Source organism: Methylocella sp. (assembly GCF_041905455.1).
In the GTDB taxonomy this organism is placed as follows: domain Bacteria; phylum Pseudomonadota; class Alphaproteobacteria; order Rhizobiales; family Beijerinckiaceae; genus Methylocapsa.
Genome location: NZ_JAYRLA010000001.1, coordinates 316,004 through 328,664, shown reverse-complemented (window position 1 = coordinate 328,664; position 12,661 = coordinate 316,004). Strand labels below are relative to the sequence as shown.

The window sequence follows — 12,661 nt, the reverse complement described above, 5'->3', positions numbered from 1 at the left end:
CTTGGTCGAAGGCGCCCCGGATGATCCGTTCAGCGTCCTTCCGCCCGCCTTTGAGCGCCGTCAAAATTTGCTTTTGACGCGCAGCGGGAAGCTCGGCGACGGCCGCATTGGCGCAAAAGCCCAATAAACTCGATCATCGCTCGGTCGAGGCGGTTTTGTAAGCCAAAGGGGCGATCAAGAGGCCGCAGCTCTTGTACGCCTCTCCTTTCCAAATCCTCATACCAGCTGGAGAAAGGAACGTGCCTCGGCAGCGCTTCCTTGAACTTCGCCTGCGCTTGGACGTGACGTTCCTTCGCCTCCAAGCGAGCGGCCGCGGTGAAGCCGAACAGCGTGGCGAAGCCGCCCTGGCGGAGAAAGCGGCGGCGGCGCGCGCGGGCGACCGCGACATCCTTGTCCGGCAGATTGAAATAATCGGCGTCGGAAAAGGCAATTTTCGACCTATAGCCTGGCTCGCGCGCCAGCCAGAGGAAGAAGACGCGCAGATCGCGCAGCGTGGAAAGGACGGTCGCCTTGCTGAGACGCTCCCCGGTCCGGGCGTTCGCCGTCTCAAGCAGGCGCGCCTTGAAGGCGACGGCCTGTTCTCGATGGAAGCGCGCAAAATCGCGCGCTTTCGTGCTCGCCTCGAAGCGCGCGAGCGACGCGGCGACGCGATCGATCGTCGTTTCGTCGCGACCATGCGCTTCCCGCAGGAAGGCGAAATAGGCGCGCTTCTGCCGCTCGTTTTCAGGGTTGGGCTTGGTCATGCCGAACGTTGCTCCTTTGACCCACAATTCAGGGAGGGATCGAGACTCTCAACTAGGGTCGGCGCCGCCTGCCTGATTTGCACGTCAAGACCCGGCATGATCGCGCCAAGCCGGTCGCGTCCCGCGCGCCGATTCATGATCGCGCCGCAGCTCTCGCAGATGGCGGTCAGATTGCCGGCGCCATTCTCGCGATCGACGTAATCCACGAGACCCAGCGCTGGCTTGCGGCGCTCCCGACAGCGGAAGCAATAAAAGAAACCTGGCGGGCACGGCTGCCGACGCTCGGCGCTGCGAACGCTGAGAAACGCGCGCACCGTCCCGCCGTGAAAGAGAGCCGGGCGGCCGCCGAGGCAAGGAAGGCCGGCGCGCATCCAGTTCCGCACCGTGTTCTTGTGTATGCCGAGACGCTTGGCCAGTTCGCTGGCGGTATAGCTGAAATGCGTCTTGATCAGATTGAGGTTGACCCGTTTACCGGGCACGGCGCGCCTCAGCGCTTCGATGCCACCAATCGCCGCACAGACTCGACAGTCACCAACCTGCGCCGCCCAAGCTTGAATGCCTCAAGGCGCCCGTCAGCGATCATTGCATAGATCGAGGTGCGCCCAAGGCCCAGCGCCTTCGCCGCGTCATTGATCGAGATAGACAAAGCTTCCATTACCGCACTCCTTGAGGTCGCGGGCGAGCGCCAGCGAATACGTTGGAGGATGCGGAAGTTCGGAGCGCGCGTCGGCCGGCAACGCCGAAAAAGGAGAAATACGACTTACGGACTTTCAGGCGCTTTCAAAGCCCGCATGATCTTCGCCGCGTGTTGCCGCAACTGGCTAGAGGACGGCGTGTTTCCAGAAACGGAAACAAACCAGTCCGCGATGAAGCGCTCGATCTGCGCTTGCGCGCCGGGCCCCGTCGGAAGCCCGTCAGGAGTTTGAGCGATACTTAATAAGTAGGTTGTCGCGCCTTCCCAATCCCAAATTCTCGGACGACCCGTTCGGGCAGTTACTGCGCTTTTTGAGAATGATTGTTTGGCCAGCTCGATATGCGGTTGCATCATTTCTATTTGCTGGCGGAGAAAACAAAAGCCAGCAAGCGAAACTTCGTAGGTTGGCTCACTGAACTCACCTGCTACAATATCTTCACCTTCATAAAATAAAGATATATCCTTTATTTGCTCCTTATCTAAGTTAACATTGACGACGCCATTATCCCAATCGATGTCAGAAGACAACACGACAAAGCCTGGCGAGACGGGCATTGGGTCGTCACTGTCTTCAAACTCATATATTAAATTTTCAATGTAGCCAGATTCTTCAGCTGCAATAAGTCTCTCAGCCATATCACTTGCAAAATGTTCCCTTATAAGCCTCTCCCTATCATTCGATCTACAATCTCCACCCAGAGCCTCTAATATAATTGAAAAAACAGGCTCACGCTCCACAGAACGAATTTTAGAAAATATCGGCTCCAACTCCTTGCTATATATCATCCACAATATCATACGCTTAAGCCATGCCATTGAGGAACTTTTACTTAAGAAATCAAGAGTTTCGCCCGAACTTATCAATTTAACTACACAGCAACTTCAAGGAATTGGATAATTTTAGCGCCTCCATGCAATGCGTCGAGATGATCGCTCCACCATTGCGCCATCGCGACGCGTTCTTTCCAATGCGCTCCCCGATGATACGCCGCGCGCACCTTATCATTGTCCTGATGCGCCAAAGCCCTTTCAATGGCATCCGGCGACCATTTTCTGGACTCGTTCAAAAGCGTGCTGGCCATCGCTCGGAATCCGTGCGCCGACATCTCCTCAGAGGAGAATCCCATACGACGAAGAGCGCCAGCGACGGTGTTTTCAGACATTGGCTTGTCGGGCTTCCCCAACGCAGGAAACACAAATCGTCCGCCGCCGGAAAGTTTGCGGGTCTGAGCGAGGATTTCGAGCGACTGGCGCGATAGCGGAACGACATGCTCCCTGCGCTTCTTCATCCGCGCTGCGGGGATGCGCCACACCGCCGCCTCTTCGTCAATTTCCGACCACTCAGCTTGGCGAAGTTCCCCGGGCCTGACAAAAACCTGAGAAGAAAACGACAGTGCGAGGCGCGTAAGTGGATTACCTGAATAAATAGCGATGGCGCGTAGCAATTCACCGACGCGATTTGGATCGACGATGGCAGCAAGATGCTTGGGACGCGACGCCGTTACTGCGCCCACCAAGAGAGCGGCCGGATCGTTCTTTGCTCTGGCGGTCGCAACAGCGTATCGAAATACGCGGCTCGCGAAGGCGCGCGTGCGTCGGGCCGTCTCGAACTGGCCCTTCCCTTCTTGTCGCTTGAGCAGCGCCAGCAATTCGTGCGGTTCGATCTGATCGACCGGCCGCCGACCAATCGCCGGTTCAAGCCATTCGCGGGCCCAATGAAGCTTGGCGATCGTCGCCGGCGATCGACCTTCCTTCTCGGCTTTCTCCACGTACTCCAGCGCAATTGCGCCGAATGTCGTTCCCGCAGCCAGCACCCGTGCAACACGCTCGCGACGCTTCGCAGCAGCCGGGTCTTGGCCGCCGCTTACCATAGTCCGCGCTCTGTCGCGCGCCTTGCGCGCATCCACCAAGGTCACGTCTGGATATTTGCCGAACGACAATTTGCGCTCGACGCCATCGGCCCGATATTTCATCCGCCAGAGGCGACCGCCAGCGCGCGTCACTAGAAGATATAGACCGCCGCCGTCGGCGAGCTTGTAATCGCGCTCGCGTGGCTTCGCGTTGCGGACCACGATATCTGTAAGCGCCATCGAGGGCCCCTGTCAGAACTCAGAGCCCCTAAAAAGGCCCCCAGATCGGCCCGGCTGTCAGCGCACAAACACGAACGGCCTCAACCGATGCAGCCGAAAACTTAAATGAAATCCGACACTTTGTCCACGTCGCCGAACATGCGCGAACGTGGACTTGGTGCCCTGGAGAGGACTCGAACCTCCACGGCTTGCACCACTGGTACCTGAAACCAGCGCGTCTACCAATTCCGCCACCAGGGCCCGGGCGCTCTGATACGCAGCGCGCGCGCCTTTTGTCAATGAGCCGTCGCCCTTTTGCGCCGGCCCCTGTACAGCCGCGGCGACGCCGCCTAAAACGGCGCAATAGTCAAGGGCGCGCGGGGGGCGGAACATGGCGGAGGCTTTGGTCAGGACGGGTCGGCTGGCTGTCGTGTTCGGCGGCGCGGGCTTCATCGGCAGGCATGTCGTGCGCGCGCTCGTCAAGGACGGCTGGCGCGTGCGCGTCGCCTCGCGCCGTCCTGATCTCGCCTTCCATCTCCAGCCGATCGGCAAGGTGGGGCAGATCCACGCCGTGCAGGCCAATCTGCGCTACAAGGATTCCGTCGAGCGCGCCCTGCGCAACGCCGACGCCGTGGTCAATCTCGTCGGCCTTCTCTCCGAATCGGGCGAGCAGACTTTCGCGGCGGCGCACGCCGACGGCGCCGAGACTGTCGCCAGGGCCGCGAAGGCCGCCGGCGTGAAAACCTTCGTCCAGCTTTCGGCGATCGGCGCCGACGCGAGCTCCGCGTCGGCCTACGCCCGCACCAAGGCGGACGGCGAGGCGCGCGTCGCCGCCGCCTTTCCGGGCGCCGTCATCCTGCGTCCTTCAGTGGTGTTCGGCCCGGAGGACCAGTTCTTCAACCGCTTCGCGACCATGGCGCGCCTCATGCCGTTCCTGCCGCTCGTCGGCGGCGGCGAGACGAAGCTGCAGCCGGTGTTCGTCGGCGACGTCGCGAAAGCGGCCGCCATCGCCCTGAACGGCGGCGCGAAGCCGGGAACGGTCTATGAGCTCGGCGGCCCGCAGGTGGTCACGCTGCGCGAGATCATGGAGTTCGTCGAAGACGCCACGCAGCACAAGCGCCCGCTCGTCAAGGTCGGCTTCGAGCAGGCCTCGGCGCTCGGCGGCGTCACCGAGTTCCTGCGCAGGGTCTCGCTCGGCCTGCTGCCCGAAACCTTCGTGATCACCCGCGACCAGGTGGAGCTCCTGAGGAGCGACAACGTCGTCTCGGCGCAGGCCGCGGCGGAGGGCCGCGACCTCAAGGGGCTCGGGATCGCGCCCGAATCCTTTGAAGCCGAAGCGCCGGCCTATCTCGGCCGCTACCGGCCGACCGGCCAGTACGCCGACCGGCGCGCGGCCTGAACCTAGACCGCCGCGTCGCGGCGAGGCGCGGCGAGCGCCGTCCGCATCATCGGCGCCGCGATCCGCGTCATGAAGGCGGCGGCGAACAGCGGCGTCAGCAGGTTTGCGACGGGGATCGCAGCGAGAGCCGCGACGACGAGGCCGGCGAAGAAGAGCCTCGGGCCGTTGTCGCGACGCAGCCGCGAGACGTCGGCGGGCGGCAGGAAGCGCAGCGCCGCAAGCTCGAAATAGCCGCGTCCGAACAGATAGGCGTTGGCGCCGAGGAAGGCGACGGCGTTGACGCCCGGCGCGAGCAGCAGGAGCAACGCGAGGACGTTGACGAGGAGCGAGGCGAGCGCGAACTCGAGCGAAACCTTCGCCGCCGCGCCAAGCGGAGGCGTCCGTCCGGCGAGCCGCGGCGAAAGCCCCTCCTCGACGTGGGCGGCGAGCTCGTCGAAGAAGAAGCCCGAGAGGAAGAACGACACGGGACTGACGAGAAAGGCCGCGCCGACGAAGAGCCCGAGCCCGCCGACGACGGCGAGCGCCGTCTCGAGCCAGGCGTAGGGCAGACGCACGGACGCGAGCAGGCGCTCGAACCCGGCCCAGGCGAGGGCGAGCGAAGCCAGCGTGAGCAGGATCGTCTTCCAGAAGACGGACCTGAAGGGCTTCGAGAAAATCTGCGCGGCTGCGGCGAGCGCTGCGTCGAGCATGGCGGGGAGCGAACGCGGCGTCAACGACCGGCGCGCAGGACGCGAATTTTCTCGTCGGTCCTGTGCTGGCTCAGCGCGTAGACGGCCCAGAGCGCAGCGGGAATCCAGCCGATCAGCGTAACCTGAAGAATAAGGCAGATGAGTCCGGCGAACGGCCGGCCGATCGTGAAGAACAGGAGCGGCGGCAGAAATATGGCGATGAACAGGCGCATGACGTCTCCCGCGGCCTCGAGGCCCGTCCTTGCGGCGGCGCCCTGAAAGCGACCGCCGCGACGGTGATTTAGGACGCCGGCGCCAACGCCGCAATGAAGCCGCCCATATTTTCCGTAGCTGCGCGGCTGGAGCTCGGCCAGGCGCTTCGTTATTGCAGGGGAAGGTTTTCTGCGCGCCCGAAGCGAAGCGACGCCGCGGTTGCGGCTCGATTGCGCCGATGGCCGGAGGAGGCGGGAATGGATGACGCTACGAAAGACGATTTCTGTCTCATTGCGAAGGAGCGCGTCCGTGGGCGCTTCGCGCGGGACGTCTTCGCCGACAGTCACGGCGCGTTCGACGGCGTGCTGGGGTGCGGCTACCTCTATTACGGCTTCGCCGCCGCCGTTCGCGCCCAGGTCAGCGTATGCGTCGGGTCTGGCGCAGGCTTCGTGCCGGACCTGCTCGCGCAGGCGCAAAAAGACCTCGGCCTCGCGCCGGCGGCGACCTATCTCGTCGACGCCAATTTGCCCGACCTCGGCTTCGGCAGCCCGATCCAGAACGGCGGCTGGCTGCGCCCGGACAATGATTTCCTGCGCCGCGCCGCCGGCGTGCGCGTCCTGCAGATGCTGTCGAGCGACGCCGCGGCGCTGTTTTTCGCGCAAGGGATCAAAGTCGATTACCTGCATATCGACGGCGACCACTCGACCGATGGCGTCATCGCCGATTTCGAGAATTACGCGCCGCTCCTGTCCTCGCGCGCCGTGGTCAGCCTGCATGACCTCGCGCTTCCCTCAGTGCAGGCGGCGATGCGCGAAATCCTGCGTCGGCGTCCCGACTGGGACTGTCTTGAGCTCGGCGAGATCGGCGTCGGCACGGCGTTCATGCGCCGGCGCGCGGCGGCGCCCGTCGCGCGCATGCCGGAGAGCCTCGGCGCCTTCGTCGACGCCGGCCGGCGCGTCGACCTCGATCCGGACGCGATGGCGGCCGCCCTGGCCGAAAGCCGCCGCAAGACGCGCTTCGAGCGCTGGAGCTATCTGCGCGCGCCCGCCTACCGCATGCGCTACGCCATCGCCGCGGAGATCGTCGACGCGCCCGGCTCCTGCGTCGTGGAAATCGGCGGCTACCCCAATTCCTGCATTGATTTTCTGTCCAAGGCCGCGCGCCTTATCGCCATCGAGGCCTATGCGCCTGAGGAGTTCGCAAAAGAACTCCGCGCGGCGGCGCGCGGCAAGGGCGTCGACCTCATGATCTCCCGCGGTTCGGTCGCGCAGACCGATATGGCGGTCGAGAACCTCGGCGAGTTCAACCTGGTCTAGCTTGGCATGGACATCAGCGCCGACGAACTTGCGTCCGAAGCCTACCAGAGGGAGCTCGCGGCCTGCGTCAAGCTCGTCGGCCGCGCCGCGCGCGTCGTCGTCGAATTTTCCGAGCATACGCCTTCGGCGCTCGTATGGCGCCTCGTGGAGACATGCTTGAGCCCGACAATCCTGCTCGACCTCAAACTGGACCTGACGCGGGACCCGGCGGCGGACGCTTTCTACGTCAAGGATGGGCGCGCCAGGCGGCGGATCATCGCTTTCGCGCCGACGCCCGCCGAAATCGGGGAGCACGCCGACAAGATCGAGCGCTGCGCCGAGGACCTTCTCGTCATTCAGCGGCGGATGGACACCGCCGGCCGAAGCGACGACGAGAAAGGCGTCCACCACTATTGGGCCGCCGAGCTGCCGGCCAATTTCGGCGAAAGCGACGGCGTCGGCCGAACGGCCTGCGCGGAAGACGACGCGTCTGGTTGCTTCACCTTCGGACCCTATGTCCAGCTCGCTCCCGGCGCGTATGTCGCGACGATCTCCTACGTCAGTTCGAAAGGCGACGCGGCGGGGGAGGCGCCGGAAGATTCATGGGACGTTTGCGTCGGCGCGCGCTCGACCATCGCGCGAGGCCCGCTTGAGCCCAGCGCGGGGGAGCCGGCGCAGGCGACGGGACGTTTCGAGATCGCGCCGGGCGACGCGCCGCAACCAGTCGAAATCAGAACCTTCTTCGGCGGCCGCGGCTCCCTCACCGTCGCGGCGGTCGCGATTCATCGCGAGGCTCAAGGTGAGGGCCTTGGCTCCGCGCAAAATCTCTGATTCCCCAAGACCTCCCTGTCCGCGTAAGGTGAGGCGGCATCGCCGCACCAACGAAAGCGAACGTATGACAAGACCAGGCGCCGACGTTTTTCTTCGCAACGACTGGAACGTCGAAGAAATCATCGCAATCCATGATTCGCCCCTGCTCTCCCTCGTCGCGCGCGCGTCGGCCGTGCATCGCGAATTCCACGACGTCGACGACGTGCAGAAGGCGAGCCTGCTCTCGATCAAGACGGGCGGATGCCCCGAGGATTGCGGCTATTGCCCGCAGTCGGCCCATCACAAGGAGGTCAAGCTCGAGCGCGTCCACATGATGTCGCCGGACGAAGTGCTGGCGATCGCGGCCAAGGCCAGGGCGGCGGGCGCCGACCGCTTCTGCATGGGCGCCGCGTGGCGCAGCGTGCGCGACGGCCGCGAGTTCGACGCCGTGCTCGCCATGGTGCGCGGCGTGCGCGAGATGGGCATGGAGGCCTGCGTCACGCTCGGCATGATCAACGCCGCGCAGGCCGGGCGGCTCAAGGAGGCGGGACTCACCGCCTACAACCACAACCTCGACACCGGGCCGGACTATTACGACAAGATCATTTCCACTCGCACCTACGACGACCGGCTCGAGACGCTGAAGGCGGTGCGCGGCGCCGGAATCGAGATGTGCTGCGGCGGCATCATCGGCATGGGCGAGGGCGTCGCCGACCGCGCCGCCATGCTGGCGACGCTGGCGCGCTTCGACCCGCACCCCGAGAGCGTGCCGATCAACGCGCTGACGCCGGTCAAGGGCACGCCGCTCGGCGACATGCCGCGCGTCGATTCGCTCGACTTCGTGCGGATGATCGCGACGACGCGCATCGTGCTGCCGGCCTCGCGCGTGCGGCTTTCGGCCGGCCGCTCGGTCCTCTCCCGCGAGGCGCAGGTGCTGTGCATGGTCGCCGGCGCCAACTCGATCTTCTACGGCGAGGCTTTGCTGACGACGCCGAACGTCGAGGCTTGCGCCGACGACGCGCTGTTCGCCGCGCTCGGCCCGCAGGGCGCGTGCAAGGCCCCGGATTCGCCGGCGGGCGGCTGCGGCGCGGCTGCGGCCGCGCCCTGAAATGTCGGTCGGCGCAAACTGGCGCGCCGCGGCGGAGCCGATCCCGACGCGCCCTGGCGTTTTTGGAAAAATAGACGCGAAACATGCCGAACTCGGAAGACGTCTCCGCCCTCGTGTTCTGACGAATGACAGCAGGCTTCAAGTATTTCGGCCAAATAAGCGTCTTGTTGCAATAATTCATCAACTATAGCCGGAATGGGTGTGGCTTCGCGGAAGGTGCCGCCCTAGGCTTCATTCCAGGCGTGCGACGGCGCATCGCCGTCGCGCGCTCGATCGGCCTCGCGTTCTCGCCCCGGGCGGGCGCAAGCATTTAGACAGGAATTCATTATGCGTCTTGAATTATCTCCGCGCCCAGCCCTTCTGGCCGCTATCGCGACTCTGTCCGCCGCCGTTCCCGCCGCGACGCTGGCTCAGTCGGCGGCGGAGCCCGTCGCGACTTCCGCCTCCACCGTCGTCCTCGACTACGCCAACGTCGTCGCGACGGGCTCGACGATCATCCTCAACCGCCTGCCGATCAAGCTGCCGAACGGCTCCTATATCTACAAGGACGTGACGATCAACCTGACCGCTTCATCCACCGGCGTGCTCACCGTCTCGCCGGCCAAGCCCACGCAGACCGCGTCTCCCCCGGTCCTCAGCGCCAAATTCAACGCCGGAACCTACGTCTATCCGTCCAACCCGAATTATGGCCTCGTCCTCGTCGGCCCCAGCGTGGTCGCCGCCCAGTCGATCACCAGATGGCAGACCAACGCGGCGCCTGCGCTGCTCAAGTACTGCGGCATACCGACGACCTTCTATGTCGGCGACATCAAGCAAAATCCCCTCTACGCCACGCGGCTGAAGCCGGCCGGGATCACCAGCACCGAATACAGCTACGGAATCATAGAAGACGGCGCCGCCTGCGGCGGTCAGTGGGGAGCGGGAACGATCATCGGCGCGTCGCAGAGCGGCGATTATCTGACGGTCGCGTCCTTCAAGACGACGACTGGCCAGGACGCCGCGACTCCGCAGAGCCGTTACACTTACAGACTCAAGTAGGCGCCGAAGGCGATCGGGAGGAAATTCTCATGAAGACGACGATCCTTGCAGCTTTCCTCGCCTCCGGCGCGGCGCTCGGCGCCGTCACGGCGGCGGGCGCGCAACAGGCGAGCCCCGGCGCGTCCGTAGCGGACGGGCCCGGCGCGGGCGTCATCGTCCGCCCCTCCTCCAGCCAGCCTAACGCGACGCAGGATGGGCGGCGTGCGCGCACCCATCTGCGAATCATGATCCCGCCCGCCGGCGCGACGCCGCCGTCCGCCGCGCCGAGTTCGCAATCCGGCCCGCCGACCGCCGGCTCCTTTTTCGAAACGCCGGCCTCCATCGCCTGCGTCTACGGCGTCGCCGCCGGACCCTCGGGCTGCTCCCCGACCAGCGCGCTGACCAATTCGAGCCGCGGAGCGAGGGCCATCGCCATCGTCGACGCGTATGACTACACGAACGCGCAGGCCGATCTCGCCGCCTTCTCCAAGCAGTTCGGGCTGCCCGCGCCCACGTCGTCGAACTTCAAGGTCGTCTACGCCTCGGGCTCGCAGCCGCCGAACGGCGCCGGCTCCGGCTGGGACATCGAGGCCTCGCTCGACATCGAATACGCCCACGGGCTCGCCCCGAAGGCGAAGATTTTCCTCGTCGAGACGAACTCCAATTCCTACTCCGACCTGTTCGCGGGCGTGACCAAGGCCGCCCAGCTCGTCGCCGCCGCCGGCGGCGGCGAGGTGTCGATGAGCTGGGGCGGCTCGGAGTTCTCCTCCGAAACCAGCTTCGACTCCTATTTCAAGGGATCCAAGGTCGTGTTCTTCGCCTCTTCGGGGGACGAGGCGGGCACGGAGTATCCGTGCGTGTCGCCGAACGTCGTCTGCGTCGGCGGGACGTCGAACAGCCGCAACCAGCAGACCGGAAAGCTTCAGGCGCAAGCCGCCTGGGTGGACACTGGCGGCGGCGCCAGCGCCTATGAGAAGCGCCCGAGCTACCAGAAGGGCATAGCCTCCATCGTCAAAGTGCGTGGCGTCCCCGACGTCGCGGCGATCGCCGACCCGCGCACCGGCGCGTGGGTCTATAATTCGACCTATTACGGCTATGGGCGCTGGCTGATCGTCGGCGGCACCAGCCTCGCCTCGCCGGTGACGGCGGCGATCGCCAACGCCGCCGCGACGTTCCGCGCCTCGAGCGCGTCGGAGCTCGCGGTCATTTATGCGACGCTCGGCAAGAGCGGCGCCGGCTGGACCGACGTCACCCTCGGCTATTGCGGCTTCTATCTCGGCGACGCCGCAGGTTCCGGCTGGGATCTCTGCACGGGGCTCGGGACGCCGGCCGGCTTGTCGAACAAGCTCGCCGGCGAGTGAGCCCCTGCGGCCTCACATCCCGCCGAGGTGATCGGCCACAGTGAAGATGTCCTTGTCGCCGCGGCCGGAGATGTTCACCACCATCAGATGATCGCGCGGCTTCAGCGGCGCGATCTCCGCGGCCTTGGCCAGCGCGTGCGCCGGCTCGAGCGCCGGAATGATGCCCTCGAGCTCAGAGCACAGCTTGAACGCCTGCAGCGCCTCGTCGTCCGTCGCCGACAGATAGGTCACCCGCCCGCTCTCCTTGAGCCAGGAGTGCTCGGGGCCGATGCCCGGATAGTCGAGGCCGGCCGAGATCGAATGGCCTTCCTCGATCTGCCCGTCCTCGTTCATCAGCAGATAGGTGCGGTTGCCGTGCAGCACGCCGGGACGCCCGCCGGCGAGCGAGGCGGCGTGCTTGTCGTGCAGGCCGAAGCCGGCCGCCTCGACGCCGAAGATCTCGACCGACGGGTCGTCGAGGAAGGGGTGGAACAGGCCGATGGCGTTGGAGCCGCCGCCGATGCAGGCGAACAGCGAGTCGGGCAGCCGCCCCTCCGCCTCGCCCATCTGCGCTTTCGCCTCCTCGCCGATGACGCACTGGAAATCGCGCACCATGGCGGGATAGGGATGCGGGCCGGCCGCCGTGCCGATGCAGTAGAAGGTGTCGGCGACATTGGTCACCCAGTCGCGCAGCGCCTCGTTCATCGCGTCCTTCAGCGTCTTCGCGCCGGCCTGCACCGGCACGACCGTCGCGCCGAGCAGCTTCATGCGGAAGACGTTGGGCTTCTGCCGCTCGACGTCGACGGCGCCCATGTAGACGACGCATTTAAGGCCGAAGCGGGCGCAGGCGGTGGCCGTCGCGACGCCATGCTGGCCGGCGCCCGTCTCGGCGATGATCCGCGTCTTGCCCATGCGCCGCGCGAGCAGGATCTGGCCCAGCACATTGTTGATCTTGTGCGCGCCGGTGTGGTTGAGGTCTTCGCGCTTGAAATAGATCTTCGCCCCGCCTTCGCGCCCGGCGGTCTGCGCCAGCGCGCGGGCGTGTTCGGTGAGCCGCTCGGCGTAATAAAGCGGGCTCGGCCGGCCGACATAATGCTTGAGCAGGCCGTCGAGCTCGGCGCGAAACGAGGGATCGTCCTTCGCCGCCTCATATTCCCGCTCGAGGTCGAGGATCAGCGGCATCAGCGTCTCGGCGACGAAACGGCCGCCGAAAACGCCGAAATGGCCGCGCTCGTCGGGTCCGGCGCGGTAGGAGTTGGGCAGCGAAACGGCCGCGTCGGTCATATGCGTCTTCCGTGATGCGTC

At 65.2% G+C, this 12,661-nt stretch carries 14 protein-coding genes and 1 tRNA gene; 6 read left to right on the top strand and 9 right to left on the bottom strand.

Features of this window, described 5'->3' with window-relative positions; translation table 11 throughout:
• Positions 1-29: 29 nt before the first annotated feature.
• The 6 genes from ACE3OG_RS01590 to ACE3OG_RS01565 form a co-directional block, all read right to left on the bottom strand.
• Positions 30-743 (bottom strand): hypothetical protein, encoded by a 714-nt coding sequence (locus tag ACE3OG_RS01590; protein WP_374305417.1) that lies wholly within the window; start codon positions 741-743, stop codon positions 30-32.
• Positions 740-1,222: a helix-turn-helix domain-containing protein gene (locus ACE3OG_RS01585; RefSeq protein ID WP_374305415.1), complete on the bottom strand. Its 483-nt coding sequence runs from the start codon at positions 1,220-1,222 to the stop codon at positions 740-742. Before ACE3OG_RS01585 ends, ACE3OG_RS01590 begins: the two co-directional genes overlap by 4 nt.
• Before the next feature lie 8 nt (positions 1,223-1,230).
• The gene (locus ACE3OG_RS01580) at positions 1,231-1,398 is read right to left on the bottom strand and encodes a helix-turn-helix domain-containing protein (protein ID WP_374305413.1); all 168 of its coding nucleotides are present in this window, start codon (positions 1,396-1,398) and stop codon (positions 1,231-1,233) included.
• Positions 1,399-1,503: 105 nt separating this feature from the next.
• The gene (locus tag ACE3OG_RS01575; protein WP_374305411.1) at positions 1,504-2,223 is read right to left on the bottom strand and encodes a hypothetical protein; all 720 of its coding nucleotides are present in this window, start codon (positions 2,221-2,223) and stop codon (positions 1,504-1,506) included.
• Between the two features lie 83 nt (positions 2,224-2,306).
• Positions 2,307-3,527: a tyrosine-type recombinase/integrase gene (locus ACE3OG_RS01570; RefSeq protein WP_374305409.1), complete on the bottom strand. Its 1,221-nt coding sequence runs from the start codon at positions 3,525-3,527 to the stop codon at positions 2,307-2,309.
• A gap of 155 nt (positions 3,528-3,682) precedes the next feature.
• A tRNA-Leu gene (locus tag ACE3OG_RS01565) sits at positions 3,683-3,767 on the bottom strand.
• A gap of 130 nt (positions 3,768-3,897) precedes the next feature.
• Here ACE3OG_RS01565 and ACE3OG_RS01560 point away from each other — a divergent pair.
• The gene (locus tag ACE3OG_RS01560) at positions 3,898-4,905 is read left to right on the top strand and encodes a complex I NDUFA9 subunit family protein (RefSeq protein ID WP_374305407.1); all 1,008 of its coding nucleotides are present in this window, start codon (positions 3,898-3,900) and stop codon (positions 4,903-4,905) included.
• A 2-nt stretch (positions 4,906-4,907) separates the two neighbouring features.
• On the opposite strand, the gene ACE3OG_RS01555 is transcribed toward ACE3OG_RS01560, so the two are convergent.
• Both ACE3OG_RS01555 and ACE3OG_RS01550 read right to left on the bottom strand, forming a co-directional pair.
• Positions 4,908-5,594, bottom strand: a complete 687-nt coding sequence (locus ACE3OG_RS01555) for an EI24 domain-containing protein (RefSeq protein ID WP_374305405.1) — start codon at positions 5,592-5,594, stop codon at positions 4,908-4,910.
• A gap of 20 nt (positions 5,595-5,614) precedes the next feature.
• A complete protein-coding gene (locus ACE3OG_RS01550; protein WP_374305403.1) occupies positions 5,615-5,806 on the bottom strand; it encodes a YqaE/Pmp3 family membrane protein in 192 nt (63 codons plus the stop codon).
• Positions 5,807-6,043: 237 nt separating this feature from the next.
• Between ACE3OG_RS01550 and ACE3OG_RS01545 the strand changes: the two genes are divergently transcribed.
• The 5 genes from ACE3OG_RS01545 (at position 6,044) to ACE3OG_RS01525 (ending at position 11,377) form a co-directional block, all read left to right on the top strand.
• Entirely contained in the window at positions 6,044-7,102 is a 1,059-nt protein-coding gene (locus tag ACE3OG_RS01545) for a class I SAM-dependent methyltransferase (protein WP_374305401.1), read from the top strand.
• Between the two features lie 6 nt (positions 7,103-7,108).
• Positions 7,109-7,912 carry a hypothetical protein gene (locus tag ACE3OG_RS01540; RefSeq protein WP_374305399.1) on the top strand — a complete coding sequence of 268 codons (804 nt, stop codon included), beginning with the start codon at positions 7,109-7,111 and terminating at the stop codon, positions 7,910-7,912.
• Positions 7,913-7,976: 64 nt separating this feature from the next.
• A complete protein-coding gene (gene bioB, locus ACE3OG_RS01535; RefSeq protein ID WP_374305397.1) occupies positions 7,977-8,999 on the top strand; it encodes a biotin synthase BioB in 1,023 nt (340 codons plus the stop codon).
• Positions 9,000-9,326: 327 nt separating this feature from the next.
• Positions 9,327-10,037: a hypothetical protein gene (locus tag ACE3OG_RS01530; protein ID WP_374305395.1), complete on the top strand. Its 711-nt coding sequence runs from the start codon at positions 9,327-9,329 to the stop codon at positions 10,035-10,037.
• A 29-nt stretch (positions 10,038-10,066) separates the two neighbouring features.
• A complete protein-coding gene (locus ACE3OG_RS01525; protein ID WP_374305393.1) occupies positions 10,067-11,377 on the top strand; it encodes a hypothetical protein in 1,311 nt (436 codons plus the stop codon).
• A 12-nt stretch (positions 11,378-11,389) separates the two neighbouring features.
• Here the strand turns inward: ACE3OG_RS01525 and trpB are convergent, their stop codons facing one another.
• Complete coding sequence (gene trpB, locus ACE3OG_RS01520) at positions 11,390-12,640, bottom strand: tryptophan synthase subunit beta (RefSeq protein WP_374305391.1); 1,251 nt, start codon at positions 12,638-12,640, stop codon at positions 11,390-11,392.
• Between the last annotated feature and the right edge of the window lie 21 nt (positions 12,641-12,661).

Excerpts from the sequence above, each read along its gene's own strand:
- ACE3OG_RS01560 (WP_374305407.1), top strand. The coding sequence starts at position 3,898 with ATGGCGGAGGCTTTGGTCAGGACGGGTCGGCTGGCTGTCGTGTTCGGC.
- ACE3OG_RS01555 (WP_374305405.1), bottom strand. The coding sequence starts at position 5,594 with ATGCTCGACGCAGCGCTCGCCGCAGCCGCGCAGATTTTCTCGAAGCCC.
- ACE3OG_RS01545 (WP_374305401.1), top strand. The coding sequence starts at position 6,044 with ATGGATGACGCTACGAAAGACGATTTCTGTCTCATTGCGAAGGAGCGC.
- ACE3OG_RS01570 (WP_374305409.1), bottom strand. The coding sequence starts at position 3,527 with ATGGCGCTTACAGATATCGTGGTCCGCAACGCGAAGCCACGCGAGCGC.
- ACE3OG_RS01575 (WP_374305411.1), bottom strand. The coding sequence starts at position 2,223 with ATGATATATAGCAAGGAGTTGGAGCCGATATTTTCTAAAATTCGTTCT.
- ACE3OG_RS01525 (WP_374305393.1), top strand. The coding sequence starts at position 10,067 with ATGAAGACGACGATCCTTGCAGCTTTCCTCGCCTCCGGCGCGGCGCTC.
- ACE3OG_RS01530 (WP_374305395.1), top strand. The coding sequence starts at position 9,327 with ATGCGTCTTGAATTATCTCCGCGCCCAGCCCTTCTGGCCGCTATCGCG.
- bioB (WP_374305397.1), top strand. The coding sequence starts at position 7,977 with ATGACAAGACCAGGCGCCGACGTTTTTCTTCGCAACGACTGGAACGTC.
- trpB (WP_374305391.1), bottom strand. The coding sequence starts at position 12,640 with ATGACCGACGCGGCCGTTTCGCTGCCCAACTCCTACCGCGCCGGACCC.
- ACE3OG_RS01550 (WP_374305403.1), bottom strand. The coding sequence starts at position 5,806 with ATGCGCCTGTTCATCGCCATATTTCTGCCGCCGCTCCTGTTCTTCACG.
- ACE3OG_RS01540 (WP_374305399.1), top strand. The coding sequence starts at position 7,109 with ATGGACATCAGCGCCGACGAACTTGCGTCCGAAGCCTACCAGAGGGAG.
- ACE3OG_RS01580 (WP_374305413.1), bottom strand. The coding sequence starts at position 1,398 with ATGGAAGCTTTGTCTATCTCGATCAATGACGCGGCGAAGGCGCTGGGC.
- ACE3OG_RS01590 (WP_374305417.1), bottom strand. The coding sequence starts at position 743 with ATGACCAAGCCCAACCCTGAAAACGAGCGGCAGAAGCGCGCCTATTTC.